The following is a 17,129-nucleotide window of genomic DNA, read 5'->3' as shown; positions in this document are numbered from 1 at the left end:
GGGAGGCGCTATTTCTGGATGCACTGCCCGGACGAAACGGGAGCGGACAGTGCCGGCGCCTGCTCTGCCACCGGGTCAAGGTCGTTCATGGTGATGGCGAACCCCACCTCGGCATCGGAGGTTGCCTTGGCGAAGATCACGCCGGCCACCTGGCCGTCGTTGGTGAGCAGCGGGCCGCCCGAGTTTCCCGGCTGCACATCCCCTGCCAGGCGGTAGATGTCCTCCGGCGAGGGGTTGTTTCCATAGATGTCCGGGACCAGGACTGTGGCGATGTCCTGCACCGTGGCGGGCTTGGACTGGAAAGGTCCGCCGTGCGGATATCCGGCGAACGCGGCCTGGCTGCCGCCGGGCAGGTCGCGGCTCAGCGGCAGCGGCCGGGACGGCAGGTTGTCCACGGCAAGGACCGCCAGGTCCCGCTTGGTATCGAAGTAGACCACGCGCCCGGGCATCGCGCCGCCGTCGGACATCTCCACCACCGGCTGCGACACGCCCGCGACCACGTGCGCGTTGGTCACCACGCGGTCCTGCGAAACCACGAAGCCGCTGCCGGTCTGGTTCTGCCCGCATTCGTACGCGGTGCCGGCGATCCTGAGGACCGACTGTGCCGCTTTGTTAAGCGCCGGCGTATTGGTGCTGGTGTTGGGCACCTGGACTTTCTGGCCCTGGTCCAGCCCTTCGATCAGCGTGGGGATGCCGTTGCCGATCACCGTGGAGCGCAGCTGCGCCATGGTGGCCTTGACGGGAGTGGGGGTGAGACCGTCGATAAAGCGGATCACCTTGGACTCGGCCAACTGCTGGGACACCACCGGGACGCCGAGGGAGCTGACACTGAAGGCCAGCATGGACATCACCAGGGCCGAGACCACGAGGTTCAGCGCACCGCCCACCAGCCGGTCCACCGCACGCAGGGGCCGGATCCGCACCACGCCGCGGAGCTGGCGCCCCACCATGGTGCCCAGCCCGTGCCCCAACGCCATCAGGACGACGGCGGCGGCGATGATGGCGGTAAGCCTCCATCCGGAGTCCTCGACGAAGGTGCTGACGAGGGGGACGGCAAAGAAGGCGGCAATGGCACCTGCAGCAAACCCTGCAAGGCCACCGGCCGTGACCAGGAACCCGTTGCGGAGGCCATAGATCAGGTATGACAGCAGCGCCAGGATCAGGACGATGTCCAGGACAGTCAGGCCGACCACAAAGGCTCCTTATTAACAGTTGAATTCCCATTCTAGTGGCGGACACTGACAAACTTCCGCGGCCTGCGGCGCCGTCCGGCAGACCCGCGCTCAGCTGCCGGCAGGTGTTTCGGCTGCCAAGTTCGTCACAGAACGTTGAAAATTCTGAAACAATGGCACAAGCGCCACAGCCGATACTTTTACTCAGGAGATTTCATGGACATCGAGGTACTGCGCCGAGCACCCCTTTTCGCCACGCTCGACGACGACGCATTCCGGCTTCTGACGGATGAGCTGACCGAGGTGGACCTGTCCCGGGGCGCGTCCGTGTTCCGCGAAGGCGACCAGGGTGACCAGCTGTACTTCATCGTCTCCGGCAAGGTGAAGCTCGGACGCACCTCACCTGACGGCCGCGAATCGCTCCTGGCCATCCTCGGCCCGGGTGAGCTCTTCGGCGAGATGGCGCTGTTCGACCCCAGCCCCCGCACGGCCACCGCCACCGCGGTGTCCGAAACCCGCCTGGCCGGGCTCAAGAACGAGAGCCTGAACACCCTGCTGCGCACGCGCCCCGAGGTTTCGGCCCAGCTGCTGCAGGCCCTGGCCCGCCGCCTGCGCCGCACCAACGACTCCCTCTCCGACCTGGTGTTCTCCGACGTCCCCGGCCGCGTGGCCAAGGCCCTGCTGGACCTTGCGGACCGCTTCGGCCGGCCGGCCACCGATGGCGTCCTGGTGGCACACGAGCTGACCCAGGAAGAACTGGCGCAGCTGGTGGGCGCCTCCCGCGAGACGGTCAACAAGGCCCTGGCCGAGTTCGTCCAGCGCGGCTGGCTCCGCCTCGAGGCCCGCGCCGTGGTCATCCTGGACATGCAGCGCCTCCGCCAGCGTTCCCGCTAGGACCGGGCAAAAAGTAGGACACAGCAAAAAGGCCGCCCCGAGGGGCGGCCTTTTCCGTATCTGGGTAGCGGGTTAGTTCGTGACCACGTCCAGTTCGACGACGGCCCACGACAATGCGGGAAGGCTGAGCCGGAGCTCGGACCCGCTTGCCTTGGCGCCCTGGAGCGGTTTCAGGCCCACCCGTTCCGGATTCTCCTGGTTGTTGATGGTGAAGCGGTCACCGCCCTCCGGGATTTCGAGCACCTCCGCCCTGACTACCCGCTGCGCGTCGAAGCCACGCAGGCTGACCTCCACCTCGGCGGCCTCCTCCAGTCCCCGGTTGGCCAGGAACAGGGCCACGCGGCCCGTTTCCTCGTTCCAGGTGGCGCTGACATCCACCAGGTCGGTGTCGCCGAACCGCGCGTTGGCGTACTTGTCCGAGTCCACGGACAACCGCAGGATCCGGCCCTTCGCCAGTTCGGCCATCCGGGCGAACGGGTGGAAGATGGTCTGGCGCCAGGCCGGCCCGTTCTCCTCGCTGAAGATGGGGGCAATGACATTGACCAGCTGTGCCTGGTTGGCGATTTTGACCCTGTCCCCGTGGCGGAGCAGCGAGTTGAGCAGGGTCCCGACGACGACGGCGTCCGTCACGTTGTACTTGTCCTCGATGACCCGGGGGTGCTCACGCCAGCCGGCCTTGGAGACATTGTGCGGCTGGTCTTCGGTGTCCAGGCCCCGCTGGTACCAGACGTTCCACTCGTCGAAGGACAGGTTGATGTGCTTCTTGTGCTTGCCCTTGGCCCGGACGGCGTCGGCAGTAGCGATGACCGATTCGATGAAGTAATCGGTATCCACAGCACTGGCGAGGAAGCTGCCCACGTCGCCGTCACGCTCCTGGTAGTAGGCGTGCAGTGAGACGTAGTCCACCTCCTCATAGGCGTGCGACAGGACCGTCTGCTCCCATGCACCGAAGGTGGGCATCCCGGAATTCGAACTTCCGCAGGCCACCAGTTCGATGTCGGGATCCACGAACCGCATGGCCTTGGCCGCTTCCTGGGCCAGCCGGCCGTACTCTTCGGCCGTCTTGTGGCCGATCTGCCACGGACCGTCCATCTCGTTGCCCAGGCACCAGAGCTTGATGTCGAACGGGTCCTTGTGGCCGTTCTTTGCCCGCAGGTCGGACAGGCGGGTGCCACCGGGATGGTTGGCGTATTCGACGATGGCACGGGCGGCGTCCACTCCCCTGGTGCCCAGGTTGATGGCTTCCATGATTTCGGTGCCGGCCTGCCGGGACCAGTCCACGAACTCGTGGAGGCCGAAGGCATTGGTCTCCAGCGTGTGCCAGGCACCGTCCAGCCGGCGGGGGCGGTCTTCGCGCGGGCCGATCCCGTCCTCCCAGTCATAGCCGGAGACGAAGTTGCCGCCCGGATAGCGGATGACGGTGGCGCCGAGCTCCTTGACGAGCTTGAGGACGTCCTGGCGGAAGCCGTTTTCGTCGGCCTCCGGGTGGCCCGGTTCGTAGATACCGGTGTAGACGCAGCGGCCCATGTGTTCGACGAATGAGCCAAACAGCCGGCGGGGCACGTCGGCGATGGTGAAGTCGCGGTCGAGGGTGATCCTGGCGCGGGACATGTGCAAATCTCCTTGGTTGTGCTTCGGGTCTGTGCTGGAAAAGCGAAGGCGGGAATCAGGTGCCGGCGAGTCCCGTCGTCGCAACGCCTTTTATGATCTGGCGCTGGAAGAACAGGAACACCAGGATCAGCGGCAGGGCTGCGAGCAGGGCCGACGCCATGTTCTGGGCGTACTGGATGCCGTAGGCGCTCTTGATAGTCTGCAGCCCCACGGGGAGGGTCAGGATTGAGCCGTCGTTGGTGGCGATGAAGGGCCAGAGGAAGTTGTTCCAGGCGCCAATGAACACAAAGATCGCGACGGCGGCCAGGATGGGACGGGACAGCGGCAGGATGACCTGGAGGAAGATCCGCATCCGGCTGGCGCCGTCCATCACCGCGGCCTCCTCGAGTTCACGGGGAATCTGGTCGAAGAACTTCTTGAGCACGAACACCATGGCGGGGTGGATGACCTGCGGCAGGATGATGGCCCACGACGTATCGATCATGTGCAGTGCCACCATTTGGTAGAACAACGGAATGATCAGGACCGGCGGCGGGATGATGATGGACGCGATGATCACCACCATCAGGACCTTCTTGCCGCGGAAATCGATCCGGGACAGGGCATAGGCCACCAGCGCGGAGATCACCAGGGTGATAACCGTGATGGCCGCACTGGTGTACAGGGAATTCCAGGTCCACAGCGGGATGTTGCCGTCCTGGAACACCTTTATGAACGCATCGGCGGTAAAGCCCGACGGCGGGATCCAGCTGATCTTCGGAGCGGCGGCGTCCGTCTCGCTCTTGAAAGCAGTGGCGGTTGCCCAGGCGAAAGGTACCAGCCAGAGGACGGCCAGCAGCGCGGCGACTGCCAGGACTGCGGCCCGGCCGGGGGTCATCCTGCGGCCGGTCCTGCGGCCGGCGGATGATTTGGCAGTGGCGGTGACGGGGCGGGTGAGGGTTTCGGTTGCCATGGCTATGCACTCCTGCGGCGGGTGATGAAGAACTGGATGACCGAAACAGCCACGATCAATCCAAAGAAGATGTAGGAGATGGCTGCCGAATAGCCCAGCCGGTACCCGGTGAAGCCGGTTTCGAAGATGTACTGCACCACTGGCCTCGTTGCGCCCCCGGGCCCGCCGGCGGTCATCTGGTAGACCTGGTCGAAAATCTTCAGCGAGGCCAGGATCTGGAGGAGCACGATCATCACGGTGGTGGGGGCCAGCTGCGGCAGGGTGATGGAAAAGAACTGCCGCCAGGCGCCGGCACCGTCCAGCGATGCTGCCTCGTAGTGCTGGGCCGGGATGTTCTGCATCGCAGCCAGGTACAGCAGGAAGTTGAACCCCACGGTCCACCACAGCGTGGCGATGACGATGGCCCACATCGCTACGCCGGGGTCATTCAGCCAAGCCACCTTCGGCAGCCCGATCTTCACCAAGGTGTCGTTGATGAGGCCCAACTGGGGGTTGTACATCCAGGTGAAGAACAGGGACACCACCGTGGAGGCCAGCAGGTACGGGGCAAAGTAGGAAAGCCGCCACAGCCATTGTGCAGGCAGTCCGACGTTGACCAGTGCCGCCATGATCAGGGCAACGACCACCAGTGGGATGGTGCTGATGACCGTGAAGTAGAGGGTGTTGCCCAGAGAATGCCACATGTCGGCGTCGGCGAGGGCCTCTGCATAGTTGGCGAGGCCGATGACACTGTCGTTGGCACCGGTGAGCGACTTGCCCGTCATGCTCATGTACAGCCCGTAAAGGAGGGGCCAGACGAGGAAGACCAGGAAGAACGCCAGGAACGGCGCGGCGAACGCCCAGCCGTTGAGGTTGTCCCTGCTCCCTTGGGAACGGGGCCGGGCGGACCGGGATCCCGTTCGGTTGAACTGTTTTTGGTGGGACAGCCCTGGCAGCGTGCCCGCCTGCCCCTCGCTGTCGTGGGATGTAGCTAAGGAACTCATTTGGACTCCTGTGTCGCTTGGCGGTTCACACCGGGTTGGGCCGGGAAAGCAGGGTGTTGGTGCGCCGCACGAAGGCATCCCAGCCATCAGCAGCCTTGTCGCGGCCGAGGAGTACGTTCTGCACGGTCTCGGCAAAGTAGGTCTGCCAGTCGGAGCCTGAGCCGCTGAACCAGGCCTCGGGGTCGTAGGCGATAATGTCCGCCGCGTTGGCATAGTGGATCTGGGGGGTGAGGTCGCGGTAAGCCTGGGACTGCACCACCGGCTGGTACGCAGGGATGTGGCCTGCCTCGGCCCAGGACAGGGAGCCTTTGAGGATGTCGCTGACGAATTTGTAGACATCACGGCGCTTCGCGTCGTCGACATTCAACTGACGGGGCAGCACGAAGGAATGCGAGTCGGCATAGGCCGCTGGTGTGCCGTAAAGCGTTGGAATGGTTGCTGCGTCTACCGGGATGCCTGCCTTCTTCATCGTTGGCAGTTCCCAAACGCCGCTGAACAGCATCCCCGAGCCGCCCCTGGCAAACTCTGCGATCCCTGTACTGATATCACCGCTCTGCGCCGCGATGGTGTCGTCGAAGAGCGATGCCATGAACTCCAGGGACTCCACCGCCGCTTCATTGTCCGCAACCATCGGCTTGCCGGGCGTCAGCTCCATGTCCGCGCCGTGCTGCCGGTAGAGGGTGTAGAAGAGCCGCCACATCTGGGACCCGCTGCCAAGGTAGCCAAAGGACAGCCCGTGCGCCTGGGTCACCTTCTGCATTTCCCGGGCCATGCTGAGGAATTCCTGGGGCGACTTCGCCTCCTGCAATTGCCCGTTGCTGCCAAGCAGTCCCGCCTTTCCCGCCACGTCACGGTTGTAGAACATGACAAAGGGGTGCGAATCCAGGGCGATGGAAAAGACCTTGCCGTTGTTCTGGCTCTTGTCCCAGATCCTCGGCGCGAAGTTCTGGGCCGTGACGCCGAATTCGGACAGCAGGTCCAGGTCCCACGGGTCGATCAGGCCGCCGGGCGCGTAGCCGGGAACCCGGCTGGCATGCATGATGGCCAATTGCGGCGGCCGCCCGCCGGCCGAAGCCATGGCGAGCTTGGTGTAGTAGGGCGGCCCCCAGGCAAGGACCGTGGGATGAACCTTGAACCCGGGGTTTGCGTCATTGGCCTTGCTGATCATGGCCTGCATCTTGATGCCGTCACCGCCGGACAGCAGATGCCAGAACTGAATGTCCCTGACGGCCGCTGCGGAGGCGTTCCCGCCGCACCCGGCCAGGGCCGCTGCAGCGAACACGCTGCCCACGGCCGCGGTTCCTGATAACAGCTGCCGTCTTGACAGCTGCCTGCCTTCGAAAAACTTAAACTGCTTCACCCGTCACTCCTTTGGATGGGTCCGCTGAAAGTCATTTCCGTGCCACAAACCGTTGTCGCTGCCTACCCGCAGCCACGCCCCGGAGGGTTTCAGTGTGACGCACGCCTCACATTACATCGATGTAATGACTACCGCAATGAAAAATTGTTAGCGTTCCCAAAGTGACCCGCTGCTCTCGGTTAGCTGCCGGAAGGTGTGGCACGGGGTTGAGGGTGGGAGGCCGTACTCTCCCGCTCAACGATCCGGTAGTCGATGGCCACGACCCTCTGCGGGCCCTCGCGATCGCCCATGCGTTCGGTCAGGAGGCGCAGTGCCTCCCCGGCCACCTGGCGCTTGTCGAAGGAAACAGTGGTCAGCGATGGCACTGCGTACTGAGCGTCTGCAATATCGTCGAACCCGGCCACGGCCACATCGTCCGGAACCCTGATCCCGCGTTTCCACAGCACGCTGAGTGCTCCGATGGCCATGGAGTCCGTGAAACAGAACAGGGCCTCGGGGAGCGGGTGCGAGTCAAGATAGGTTGACAGCGCTTTCGCCGCTGTGTCCGGGCTCCATTTTTCGCAGGGGATGATCAGGGAGTCGTCCCGGGCAATGCCAAGTTCTTTGAGTGCCGCATGGTAACCACGGGTGCGGAGGACGGCCGCCGCCGAGCCCCGGCCTTCCGCGGCACCCAACACTGCGATGCGCCGCCTGCCGGTCCTGCCGAGCGCCAGGGTCATGTCGCGCGCGGCCGCGACACTGTCCACCCATACGCGGTCGGCCAGTTTCTGGGACACCTCCCCCAGCAGGACCACCGGCGGGAGGGCAACCCCCACTTTGACGGCACTTTCATCCAGAACCACGGGGTTCAGGATGAGCCCGTCGATCAGGTTGGACCGCGCCCGCGACATCAGTTCGTACTCACGGGCGGGGTCGGACCCCGTCTCCTCGATCTGTACGCTCCACCCCTGCTCGTGGGCTACTTCCACCACGCTGTGCGCGATCTCGGCGGAGTACGGCGTTCCGAGGTCGGGCAAGGCCAGGGCAATGACGCCCGACCTGCCGTTGCGGAGCCCCCTGGCCGAGAGGTTGGGGACGTAGTCCAGTTCCGCCATGGCCCGCTCCACCTTGACCCTGGTGGGACCGCTGACCGGAACAATGCCGTTCATGACGTTCGAGACCGTCTTCGGCGAAACCCCTGCGAGGCGCGCTACGTCCTTGACCGTTGCGCGCAACGGCGCCCCCTTGCTCCCGGTATGGCTTTGGTGACGATTTTACTCCGGCCCGCACTCCCCCAAGCTGCACCGAGGGCGGAGCTTCAGCGTTCGCGCTGGTGGTCCCCCGCCACGGTCTTGGCGGCCTCGACTTCGAGCATGAGCCTGCCGTCTTCTTCAACCAGTGTTGGCTGGTAGACGTGCGGCTTGCGCTTGTAGCTCAGGTAGGCGATGCAGCCGTTGGCCGAGGCCATCTTCTCGAGCATGATTTCGGAGCCGGGGACCAGCAGCTCACCCAGCTGGCGGCCTACGGTGTTCTCCTGCCCCGCCTCATCGCCCAGGGCCGTGGTGTTCCGCTCCTGGATCACCTGTGCGGCGTTGACCCACCTGCCCCACACGCCCTTGCCCTCAAGCAGCGAGGGTTCCTGGCCGAGCGGAACGGTGGCGGCGAAGTAGCGGGTGTCGAACCGGCGGTGCGCAAAGTCGGGGCTGCGCCAGTTGACGAGGGACTTGAGCAGATCGGTCCGGAGGGAGAGGCCTCGCTTGCCCAGCACCTGGGCGAGCGTTTTCTCCTGCTCGGCCACCGCAATGCGTGCCCGCATCCACTCGGGGGTGGAGGTGGCCTCGACCGTGCTGGACATGTCCGGGCCCGCCAGCAGCACCCCGGTTTCTTCGAAGAGCTCACGGATGGCGCCCACCACGTGGCGCCGCGCCAGCCCGACGTCGTCCGTTCCCATCTGCTCAGCCCAATGCTGCGGTGACGGGCCCAGCCACCCCATGGCATCGTCGTCGGCCGGATCAAGGGACCCGCCGGGGAAGGCGAGGACCCCCAGCGGCGAGGAGCCGGGCCGGTAACCCAGCCACGTCTCCAGGCCGGTGGGCGAATCACGCAGGAGGACTACGGATGAGGCGTAGCGCGCTGCCCGGGGGGTGCGCTCGCCGTATTCGAGCCAGCTTTGCGCTGCCCCTTCAAGGTCCTGGGGAAGTGCAAAAAGGCGTCGCGCGAGGTGTGGCAAGGGAAGTGTCCGGTCTTAGCTGAATTCGGCGATCAGCTCGACCTCTACGGGAGAGTCGAGCGGAAGAACGGCAACGCCGACGGCGGAACGTGCGTGCTGCCCGGCCTCACCGAGGACGCGGCCCAGCAGTTCCGAGGCGCCGTTGACGACGGCGGGCTGGCCGGTGAATGTGGGATCCGATGCGACGAATCCCACAACCTTCACGATCCGGGTGATCCGGTCCAGGTCGCCGATGACGCTCTTCACGGCGGCCAGGGCATTGACGGCGCAGACGGCTGCGTAACGCTGCGCGTCCTCGGGGGAAACGGTGGGCTCGTCGGCATACCCTTCGGTACCGGCGGACACCTTGCCCGTAGCTTCGAGTTTGCCGTTAATAAACGGAAGCTGGCCCGAGGTGTAGACGTGGCTGCCGGAGACGACGGCGGGAACGTAGGAAGCCACCGGGGCGGCCACCTCCGGGAGGGTGATGCCAAGTTCCGCGAGGCGCTGTTCGACGGCGGAAACGGGCGCCGTTGCGGCGCTGGACTGGGCTTCTGCGGGGGTGCCCATGCTACTGCTTCTCCCTCTTGAGGTAGGCGACCAGGCCGTTGCCGTCAGGTCCGGGGACCACCTGGACGAGCTCCCAGCCGTCCTCCCCCCACTGGTCCAGGATCTGCTTTGTGGCGTGGATAATGAGCGGAATCGTCGCGTACTCCCATTTGGTCATGAGAGAAAGCGTAGCCCTTGCCGGTAAAGTGGAAAACATGGCGACTCGCAACAACCCCTTATTCGACACTGCCACCACACTGGGTAAGATCCTCGTTTTCCTTGGTGTGAGCGCGATTTGCGGTGTCCTCGTGGCGGGCCTGCTGGTCCCTGCCGCGGCCGTCTCCGGCAGCGCGGCAAGCGGTTCCATCGACTTCTTTGATTCCCTTCCGGCAGAGCTGAAGGTTGATCCCCCCAGCCAGACCACCCGGATCCTGGCTGCCGACGGCAGCGAGATCGCCAGCGTGTACACCGAGAACCGCACCAAGGTTCCGCTGGACCAGATTTCGCCGAACATGAAGAACGCCATCATCGCCGTTGAAGACAGCCGGTTCTACGAGCACGGCGGCGTGGACACCACCGGTATCCTCCGCGCGTTGGTGAGCACCGCCCGGGGCAACAAGCAGGGTGCGTCCACCATCACGCAGCAGTACGTCAACAACGTGCTCAACGCGAACCTCGCCGCCGCCGGCGAAGAGGACCAGATCAAGCTCAACGGCGTCAACAAGGGCGTGGGTGACAAGCTCCGCGAAATGAAGCTCGCCATCGCCCTGGAGAAGGAGTTCAGCAAGGACCAGATCCTTGAGGGCTACCTGAACATCGTGTTCTTCAACCGTGACGCCTACGGCATTGAGGCCGCTTCCCGGTACTTCTTCAGCACCACCGCCAAGGACCTCACCCTCCCGCAGGCAGCGCTCCTGGCCGGCCTGGTGAACAGCCCCTCCGCCTTCGACCCCATCACCAACCCGGAGAAGTCCAAGCAGCGCCGCGACCTGGTCCTGGGACTCATGCTGAACCAGGGCAAGATCACCCAGGCCGAACATGACGCCGCCGTGGCCACCCCGGTGGAGCCCAAGGTGACCCAGCCCAAGCAGGGCTGCGCCTACGCGGCCTCTGCCCCGTACTTCTGCGATTACATCCTGCACCTGCTCGAAAACAACCCGGCCTACGGTGCGGACGTGAAAGAGCGCCAGCGGCTGATCTACGGCGGCGGGCTCACCATCACCACCACGCTGGATCCCAACGCCCAGGCCACGGCGCAGGAGCAGGCCAATGCAGCCGCCGGCGCCAACCCTGATAAGTGGGGCGCCGCCATGGTGTCCGTGCAGCCCGGCACCGGCAAGATCATTTCGATGGCCCAGAACACCACCTTCCTGCCCGGCCAGGGCTTCGACTCACAGTTGAACTTCAACGTGGACAAGCTGGACAAGGACGGCAACGACCTCAACGGCATGGGCGGCGCGCAGCCGGGGTCCACCATGAAGCCATTCACGTTTGCCGAGTGGCTCAACGAGGGCAAGACCATGAACACCACGGTCAACGCCGCGCAGCGCGTCTATCCGATTGGCTATCCGTGGAAGAACACCTGCGGCAAGATCCAGGGCGCCTACAGCACCGCACAGAAGAACGCCGGCCTGGACGCCGCGGACGACCTCCAGAACGCAGAGCCCCAGTGGTACAGGCCGTTGACGGTCCTGGAGGGCCTCTATAACTCCATCAACACCGTGACGTTTGCTTCGGCCGCCCAGCTGGACTTCTGCGGGATCCAGAAGATTGTGGACGCCGTGGGACTGCACAGCGGCTTGCCGTCAGCGGACGGCAGCGAGCCGAATCCCAAGGTGAACATGATGACCCTTGGCAACCTGCTGGGTTCCACCCAGACCTCGCCGCTGACCATGGCCAGCGCCTTTGCCACCTTCGCGAACGACGGCAAGTACTGCGAACCCATCGCCATCACCGCCGTCACGGACGCCACCGGCAAGCAGCTCCCGGCGCAGTCCAGCAGCTGCCGTGATGCCATCAAACCTGAAGTTGCCCGTGGCGTGAACTATGCGCTGCAGGAAGTCCTGAACCGGGGTTCCGGTTCGTTGATCCAGCCCCGCATCTCCACCCGGACCAACTTCCCCATCGGCGCCAAGACCGGTACGTCGAACAACAACGGCTCCACCTGGGTTGTGGGCCACACCACGGGGCTGGCAACGGCTGCCTGGTTCGGCGATCCGTTGGGCGACCAAAGCCGTGCAGGACAGAACATCACGGTCAACGGCAAGTTCTACAAGGGCATTGACGGCTACATGATCGCCGGCCCCATGTTCTCCAGCTACATGGCCAAGATTGCCCCGGCGTACGGCACCAACCCGTTCCCGGCACCGCCGAGCAACATGATCAGCGGAACCACCACTACCGCCCCGGGAAGGACCACCCCGCAGGCTACCCAGGCCCCCGTTCCGACGGCACCGGCTCCGCAGACTCCCGCCACCCAGGCGCCGGCCCCGGCACCCACGAGCAACGGAAACGGGAATAACGGAAAGGGCAACGGCTAAGCGTCCATGAACATCGACACCCTGGCAAGCCGCGCACGTGCAATCGGGCGCGGCTTTGCCGTCACTGCAGGCGCCGGCGCAGCAGCCGGAATGGCTGCCTTCGGCTATGGACTGTGGGAGAAGAACCAGTTCGTGCTCCGCAAAGAAACGCTGGCCATCCTGCCTCCCGGCCGCGAACCATTCCGGATCCTGCACCTCAGCGACATCCATTTCGTACCGGGGCAGAACAGGAAGGCTGACTGGCTGGGGTCGCTGGCGGACCTTCAGCCGGACCTCGTGGTGAACACGGGCGACAACCTGAGCCACGTCAAGGCCGTGGACCCGCTGCTGGACGCTTTGAAGCCGCTGCTGCAATTCCCCGGCGTCTTCGTCCCCGGCTCCAACGATTACTTCGCGCCCAGCCCCAAGAATCCGGCAGCGTACCTGTTGGGGCCGTCCAAGGTGAAGCCGAAGCCGATCGCCCTCGACTGGCCGCGCCTGCGCTCGGGCTTCGGCATGAGCGGCTGGGTTGACCTCACCAACCGCAACCAGTCCCTGGTCCTCAAGGGCATGCGCTTCGATTTCTCCGGCGTTGATGATCCGCACCTGAAGCGGGAACGGTACGCCGGCTGGCCCCGCGGAACTGTCAGCCAGGATGCGAATGACCACCTCCGGGTAGCGGTCATCCACGCGCCGTACCAGCGGGTCCTGGACCACTTCACCGAAAGCGGAGCGGACCTCCTGCTGGCCGGACACACGCACGGCGGCCAGCTGTGCATCCCCGGTTACGGAGCCATCGTGTCCAACTGCGACCTTCCCACCTGGCGTGCAAAGGGCCTCAACGACTGGTCAAGCAACGGAAGCACGACGCCGGTCAACGTCTCGGGCGGCATCGGCACCTCGCGCTTCGCCCCGGTAAGGATCGCCTGCAAACCTGAAGCGGTCCTGCTGACCCTGACCTCCCCCAACTAAGTCCCCCGCATTACGGTCTGCAATAACTGGGCAAGCGGCACGCGTCGCTCAAAATCGTTGTGAACCGCCTCACGCCAATGGCATAGGGTAGTTGCTACAGGAAACTACATTCGTTTTAGAGCTTGAGAAGCGGGCATGGCCAAGCAGACTCCATTTTTCCGATCCATCAGCCGTCTTTATCCGCACGTCCGGCCCATCATCCCCAGGCTCCTGATGGGACTCCTCTGCGCCCTCCTGGCCAGCGTGGTGGCCCTGACCATCCCGCAGGTGCTGCGGGTCCTGGTGAACACGGCACTGCAGCCAGGGGGTACGCCGGATGCCGTCTGGGTTTCCGCCGCAATCATCCTGGTCCTGGGCATCGCCGAGGCGGGACTGGTGGCCCTGCGCCGGCAGTTCGTCATCAACCCCGCCACCTCCGTGGAAACCCGGATGCGGGTGTCCCTCTATGACCACCTGCAGGAACTGACCGTCTCCTTCCACGACCGGTGGGGCTCCGGCCAACTGCTGTCGCGGGCCATGACGGACCTGAACTTCCTGCGCCGCTGGATGGCCTTTGGCGCCATCATGCTGGTAGTCACCACACTGACCGTGATCATCGGCATCGTGGCCATGTTCGCCATGAGCTGGCAGCTGGCCCTGATCTTCCTGGCCGCCGCCGTTCCCATCACCATCAACAGCTTCCGGTTCCGCACCCGGTTCAGCAAGGTTGCCCGCCAAAGCCAGGACCAGGCCGGGGACCTTGCCACAACGGTAGAGGAATCCGTCCACGGCATCCGGGTGCTCAAGGCCTTCGGGCGCAGCCGGGAGGCCCTGGAAAACTTCAACGAGCAGGCGGAGGAACTGCGCCAGACGGAGATCGCAAAGGCACGGCACCAGGCAACGTTCACCATGGTGGTCACCCTGCTTCCCGAACTCGCCCTGGGAGCCGGCCTGATAGTGGGCGTGATGCTGTGCGCCAGCGGCGAGTTGAGCATCGGCGCCCTGGTGGCGTTCTTTGCCACCGCCGCAGTCATCGCCTCCCCCGTGGAATTTTCCGGCATGCTGCTGGCCATGGCACTCACGGCCAAGACCGCCGTCGACCGCCACTACGAAGTGATGGACACGCAGAACGCCATCACCAGCCCCGCACAGCCCAGCAGCCCGGGCCAACTGTCGGGGGCGCTCCGCTTCAACCACGCAACCTTCGCCTTCGAGGACGCACCGGACAAGCCGATCCTCAAGGACATCAACCTGGACATCCTGCCCGGAGAAACCATGGCCCTGGTAGGCATTACCGGCAGCGGCAAGAGTGCGCTGATCCAGCTGGTGCCCCGGCTGTACGACGTCAGCGGCGGCGCCATCACCATCGACGGCGTCGACCTCCGGGACTTCGATGTCGAGGAGCTGCGCAGGATCGTCGGTGTAGCTTTCGAGGACACCACGCTCTTCTCCAATTCCGTGCGGGACAACGTTTTGCTTGGCGCCCCGGTCCGCACGGAGGATGTCCTGGACGAGGCCCTTGACGTGGCCCAGGCACACTTCGCCTATTCCCTGCCCGAGGGCGTGGACACGCTGATCGGCGAGGAAGGCCTGAGCCTGTCCGGCGGCCAGCGGCAACGCATTGCCCTGGCACGTGCCATCGCCGCGCGTCCAAGAGTCCTGGTCCTGGACGATCCGTTATCCGCCCTGGACGTTCACACCGAAGAACTGGTGGAGGCCCGCCTCCGGGAGGTCCTGAAGGACACCACCACCCTGATCGTGGCCCACCGTCCTTCCACCGTGGCCCTCGCAGACCGGGTGGCTTTGCTGGAGGACGGACGCATCACCGCGGTCGGAACGCACACCGAGCTGCTGGCCTCCAACCAGCACTACCGTTACGTCATCGCCAGCCTGGACCGGGAGCCGCGGGACCTGGACTCCGAACTGTCGGCCCTCGAAGACCAGGCTGAGGAAGTGACCCGATGAGCACCGCAACGTTCGGCACCGCCAATGAAGACAACGCCCACCTCAGCAAGAGCGACAGCAGGGCAGTACGACGCCGGTCGCTCGCCCTGCTGCGGTCGCTGATCCGTCCGGTGCGGGTACGGTTCTGGCTGACCATCGCCATGGTGGTCCTGTCCCAGGCCGCACGGGTCGCCGGCCCCGCACTGATCGCGTTCGGGATTGACCACGCCCTGCCCGCCCTCCAGGCCGGCGACAACCTCCCGCTGGTGTTCACCGGCGTCGCCTACCTTTTGGCAGCCATTGCGACGGCGGGACTCACCGCCCTCTACGTCACCTCCACTGCGCGGCTCAGCCAGGCGATGCTGCTGGACCTGCGCGTGCGCGTCTTCCGCCACACGCAGCGGCTCAGCCTGGAGTTCCACGAAAAGTACACCTCCGGCAGGATCATCGCCCGGCAGACCTCGGACCTGGAGGCGTTGCGCGAACTTCTCGATTCGGGCGTCAGCTCCCTTGCTTCCGGCATGCTCTTCATGGCCTTTACCGCCGTCACCATCTTTGCCCTGGACTGGCGGAGCGGCTTGTTGGTGCTGGCCGCCGGCGTGCCGATGTTCTTCCTCTCCCGCTGGTACCAGAAGCACTCGCAGATCGCGTTCCGGGAATCCCGCGTGGTCTCCGCCCGGCTGATCGTGCACTTCGTGGAAACCATGACCGGCATCCGCGCGGTCAAGGCCTTCCGCAAGGAGAAGGAGAACTCGGAGCGCTACGGCAAACTCGCCGAGGACTACCGGCTGGTCACCGTCCGGTCCATCAACCTCAACGGCATCTTCCAGCCTGGCCTGGTGCTGATCGGCAACGTCTGCGTTGCCGTGGTCCTGCTGTTCGGCGGATTCCGGGTGCTGGGCGGCGAGCTGGCAGTGGGCGTGCTCCTGGCCCTCATCCTCTCCACCAAGCGGTTCTTCCAGCCCGTGGACCAGATGGCCATGTTCTACAACTCATTCCAAAGCGCCCAGGCAGCCCTGGAAAAAGTGTCCGGACTGCTCGAAGAGGTGCCCACGGTCCGGCCGCCGAAGAACCCGCTGCCCCTTCCCAGTGCCACGGGGCGCATCGACTTCAACGGCGTGGAATTCCGCTACGGCGATGGCCCATTGGTGGTGCCCCGACTGGACCTGCACATCCCGGCCGGGCAGACCGTTGCGCTGGTGGGACAGACAGGCGCCGGGAAATCCACCCTGGCCAAACTCATTGCACGCTTCTACGACGTCACCTCCGGCACCCTCACCCTGGACGGCGTGGATCTCCGCGACCTGGCTACCACCGACCTCCGCCGGAACATCGTCATGGTCACCCAGGAAGCCTTCCTGTTCAGCGGCTCGGTGGCGGACAACATAGCACTTGGCCGGCCTGAAGCATCACGCGGGGAGATCGAAGAGGCCGCCAAGGCGGTGGGCGCGCATGAGTTCATCCTGGAGCTTCCCGAAGGCTACGACACCGACGTCAACAAGCGCGGCGGCAGGGTCTCCTCCGGCCAGCGGCAGCTGATCAGCTTTGCCAGGGCGTTCCTTGCGCAACCGGCGGTGCTGATCCTGGACGAGGCCACCTCATCGCTGGATATCCCGTCGGAGCGGCTGGTGCAGGCCGGGCTGGCCCGCCTGCTTGCTGGGACGGAGGCGGCGCGCAGGACGGCCCTGATCATCGCGCACCGCCTGTCCACGGTGGAGACGGCGGACCGTGTCCTGGTGGTGCACGACGGCCGGATCGTGGAGGATGGCACGCCGGAGGAACTGATCGGCGGCGGCGGACGCTTCGCCGACCTGCACGGGGCATGGAAAGACTCGCTGGTCTGACCCGCTTCTTCGGTTCGCCGCCCGGGATTTCACATCCAGAGCCTGGATCGGCTATCCTTGTAAAGTTGCTTTTGCAGCGGATCGGGATGTAGCGCAGCTTGGTAGCGCGCTTCGTTCGGGACGAAGAGGTCGCAGGTTCAAATCCTGTCATCCCGACCATAA

General features: G+C 65.0%; 14 protein-coding genes and 1 tRNA gene. 6 read left to right on the top strand and 9 right to left on the bottom strand.

All coding sequences use genetic code 11. From position 1 onward, the window contains the following. Positions 1–8: 8 nt before the first annotated feature. Positions 9–1,193 (bottom strand): MarP family serine protease, encoded by a 1,185-nt coding sequence (locus QFZ60_RS02310; protein WP_307087782.1) that lies wholly within the window; start codon positions 1,191–1,193, stop codon positions 9–11. A 195-nt stretch (positions 1,194–1,388) separates the two neighbouring features. On the opposite strand from QFZ60_RS02310, the gene QFZ60_RS02305 reads away from it, so the two are divergent. Beyond that, the gene (locus QFZ60_RS02305; RefSeq protein WP_013602309.1) at positions 1,389–2,066 is read left to right on the top strand and encodes a Crp/Fnr family transcriptional regulator; all 678 of its coding nucleotides are present in this window, start codon (positions 1,389–1,391) and stop codon (positions 2,064–2,066) included. Between the two features lie 72 nt (positions 2,067–2,138). Here QFZ60_RS02305 and QFZ60_RS02300 read toward each other — a convergent pair whose 3' ends face one another. From QFZ60_RS02300 to QFZ60_RS02265, 8 genes are all read right to left on the bottom strand, one after another. Beyond that, the gene (locus QFZ60_RS02300; RefSeq protein WP_307087780.1) at positions 2,139–3,677 is read right to left on the bottom strand and encodes an alpha-N-arabinofuranosidase; all 1,539 of its coding nucleotides are present in this window, start codon (positions 3,675–3,677) and stop codon (positions 2,139–2,141) included. A 55-nt stretch (positions 3,678–3,732) separates the two neighbouring features. Further along, entirely contained in the window at positions 3,733–4,629 is an 897-nt protein-coding gene (locus tag QFZ60_RS02295; protein ID WP_307087777.1) for a carbohydrate ABC transporter permease, read from the bottom strand. A 2-nt stretch (positions 4,630–4,631) separates the two neighbouring features. Next, complete coding sequence (locus QFZ60_RS02290; RefSeq protein WP_307087775.1) at positions 4,632–5,612, bottom strand: carbohydrate ABC transporter permease; 981 nt, start codon at positions 5,610–5,612, stop codon at positions 4,632–4,634. Positions 5,613–5,637: 25 nt separating this feature from the next. After that, positions 5,638–6,972 carry an extracellular solute-binding protein gene (locus tag QFZ60_RS02285; protein ID WP_307087773.1) on the bottom strand — a complete coding sequence of 445 codons (1,335 nt, stop codon included), beginning with the start codon at positions 6,970–6,972 and terminating at the stop codon, positions 5,638–5,640. A gap of 179 nt (positions 6,973–7,151) precedes the next feature. Continuing rightward, on the bottom strand, positions 7,152–8,186 hold the full coding sequence (locus tag QFZ60_RS02280; protein WP_307087771.1) for a LacI family DNA-binding transcriptional regulator: 1,035 nt from the start codon (positions 8,184–8,186) through the stop codon (positions 7,152–7,154). An 83-nt stretch (positions 8,187–8,269) separates the two neighbouring features. Next, positions 8,270–9,181 (bottom strand): NUDIX hydrolase, encoded by a 912-nt coding sequence (locus QFZ60_RS02275; protein ID WP_307087768.1) that lies wholly within the window; start codon positions 9,179–9,181, stop codon positions 8,270–8,272. A gap of 15 nt (positions 9,182–9,196) precedes the next feature. Continuing rightward, on the bottom strand, positions 9,197–9,730 hold the full coding sequence (locus tag QFZ60_RS02270; RefSeq protein WP_307087766.1) for a RidA family protein: 534 nt from the start codon (positions 9,728–9,730) through the stop codon (positions 9,197–9,199). Position 9,731: 1 nt separating this feature from the next. After that, entirely contained in the window at positions 9,732–9,887 is a 156-nt protein-coding gene (locus QFZ60_RS02265; RefSeq protein ID WP_009359196.1) for a DUF4177 domain-containing protein, read from the bottom strand. Between the two features lie 37 nt (positions 9,888–9,924). Between QFZ60_RS02265 and QFZ60_RS02260 the strand changes: the two genes are divergently transcribed. The 5 genes from QFZ60_RS02260 to QFZ60_RS02240 all read left to right on the top strand — a co-directional run bounded on the left by QFZ60_RS02260 (position 9,925) and on the right by QFZ60_RS02240 (position 17,126). Continuing rightward, the gene (locus tag QFZ60_RS02260; RefSeq protein WP_307087764.1) at positions 9,925–12,249 is read left to right on the top strand and encodes a transglycosylase domain-containing protein; all 2,325 of its coding nucleotides are present in this window, start codon (positions 9,925–9,927) and stop codon (positions 12,247–12,249) included. A 6-nt stretch (positions 12,250–12,255) separates the two neighbouring features. Continuing rightward, positions 12,256–13,200: a metallophosphoesterase gene (locus QFZ60_RS02255; protein ID WP_307087763.1), complete on the top strand. Its 945-nt coding sequence runs from the start codon at positions 12,256–12,258 to the stop codon at positions 13,198–13,200. 135 nt (positions 13,201–13,335) lie between these two features. Then, positions 13,336–15,144 (top strand): ABC transporter ATP-binding protein, encoded by a 1,809-nt coding sequence (locus QFZ60_RS02250; RefSeq protein WP_307087762.1) that lies wholly within the window; start codon positions 13,336–13,338, stop codon positions 15,142–15,144. Then, positions 15,141–16,967: an ABC transporter ATP-binding protein gene (locus QFZ60_RS02245; RefSeq protein ID WP_307087760.1), complete on the top strand. Its 1,827-nt coding sequence runs from the start codon at positions 15,141–15,143 to the stop codon at positions 16,965–16,967. The genes QFZ60_RS02250 and QFZ60_RS02245 overlap by 4 nt, the downstream gene beginning before the upstream one ends. Positions 16,968–17,049: 82 nt before the next feature. Beyond that, positions 17,050–17,126, top strand: a tRNA-Pro gene (locus QFZ60_RS02240). The last annotated feature ends 3 nt before the right edge of the window (positions 17,127–17,129 follow it).

The sequence above is a fragment of the Arthrobacter sp. B2I5 genome (genome assembly GCF_030816735.1).
Taxonomy (GTDB): Bacteria; Actinomycetota; Actinomycetes; order Actinomycetales; family Micrococcaceae; genus Arthrobacter.
The sequence above is the reverse complement of the archived record's forward strand: the minus strand, read 5'-3'. Positions and strand labels throughout refer to the sequence as shown.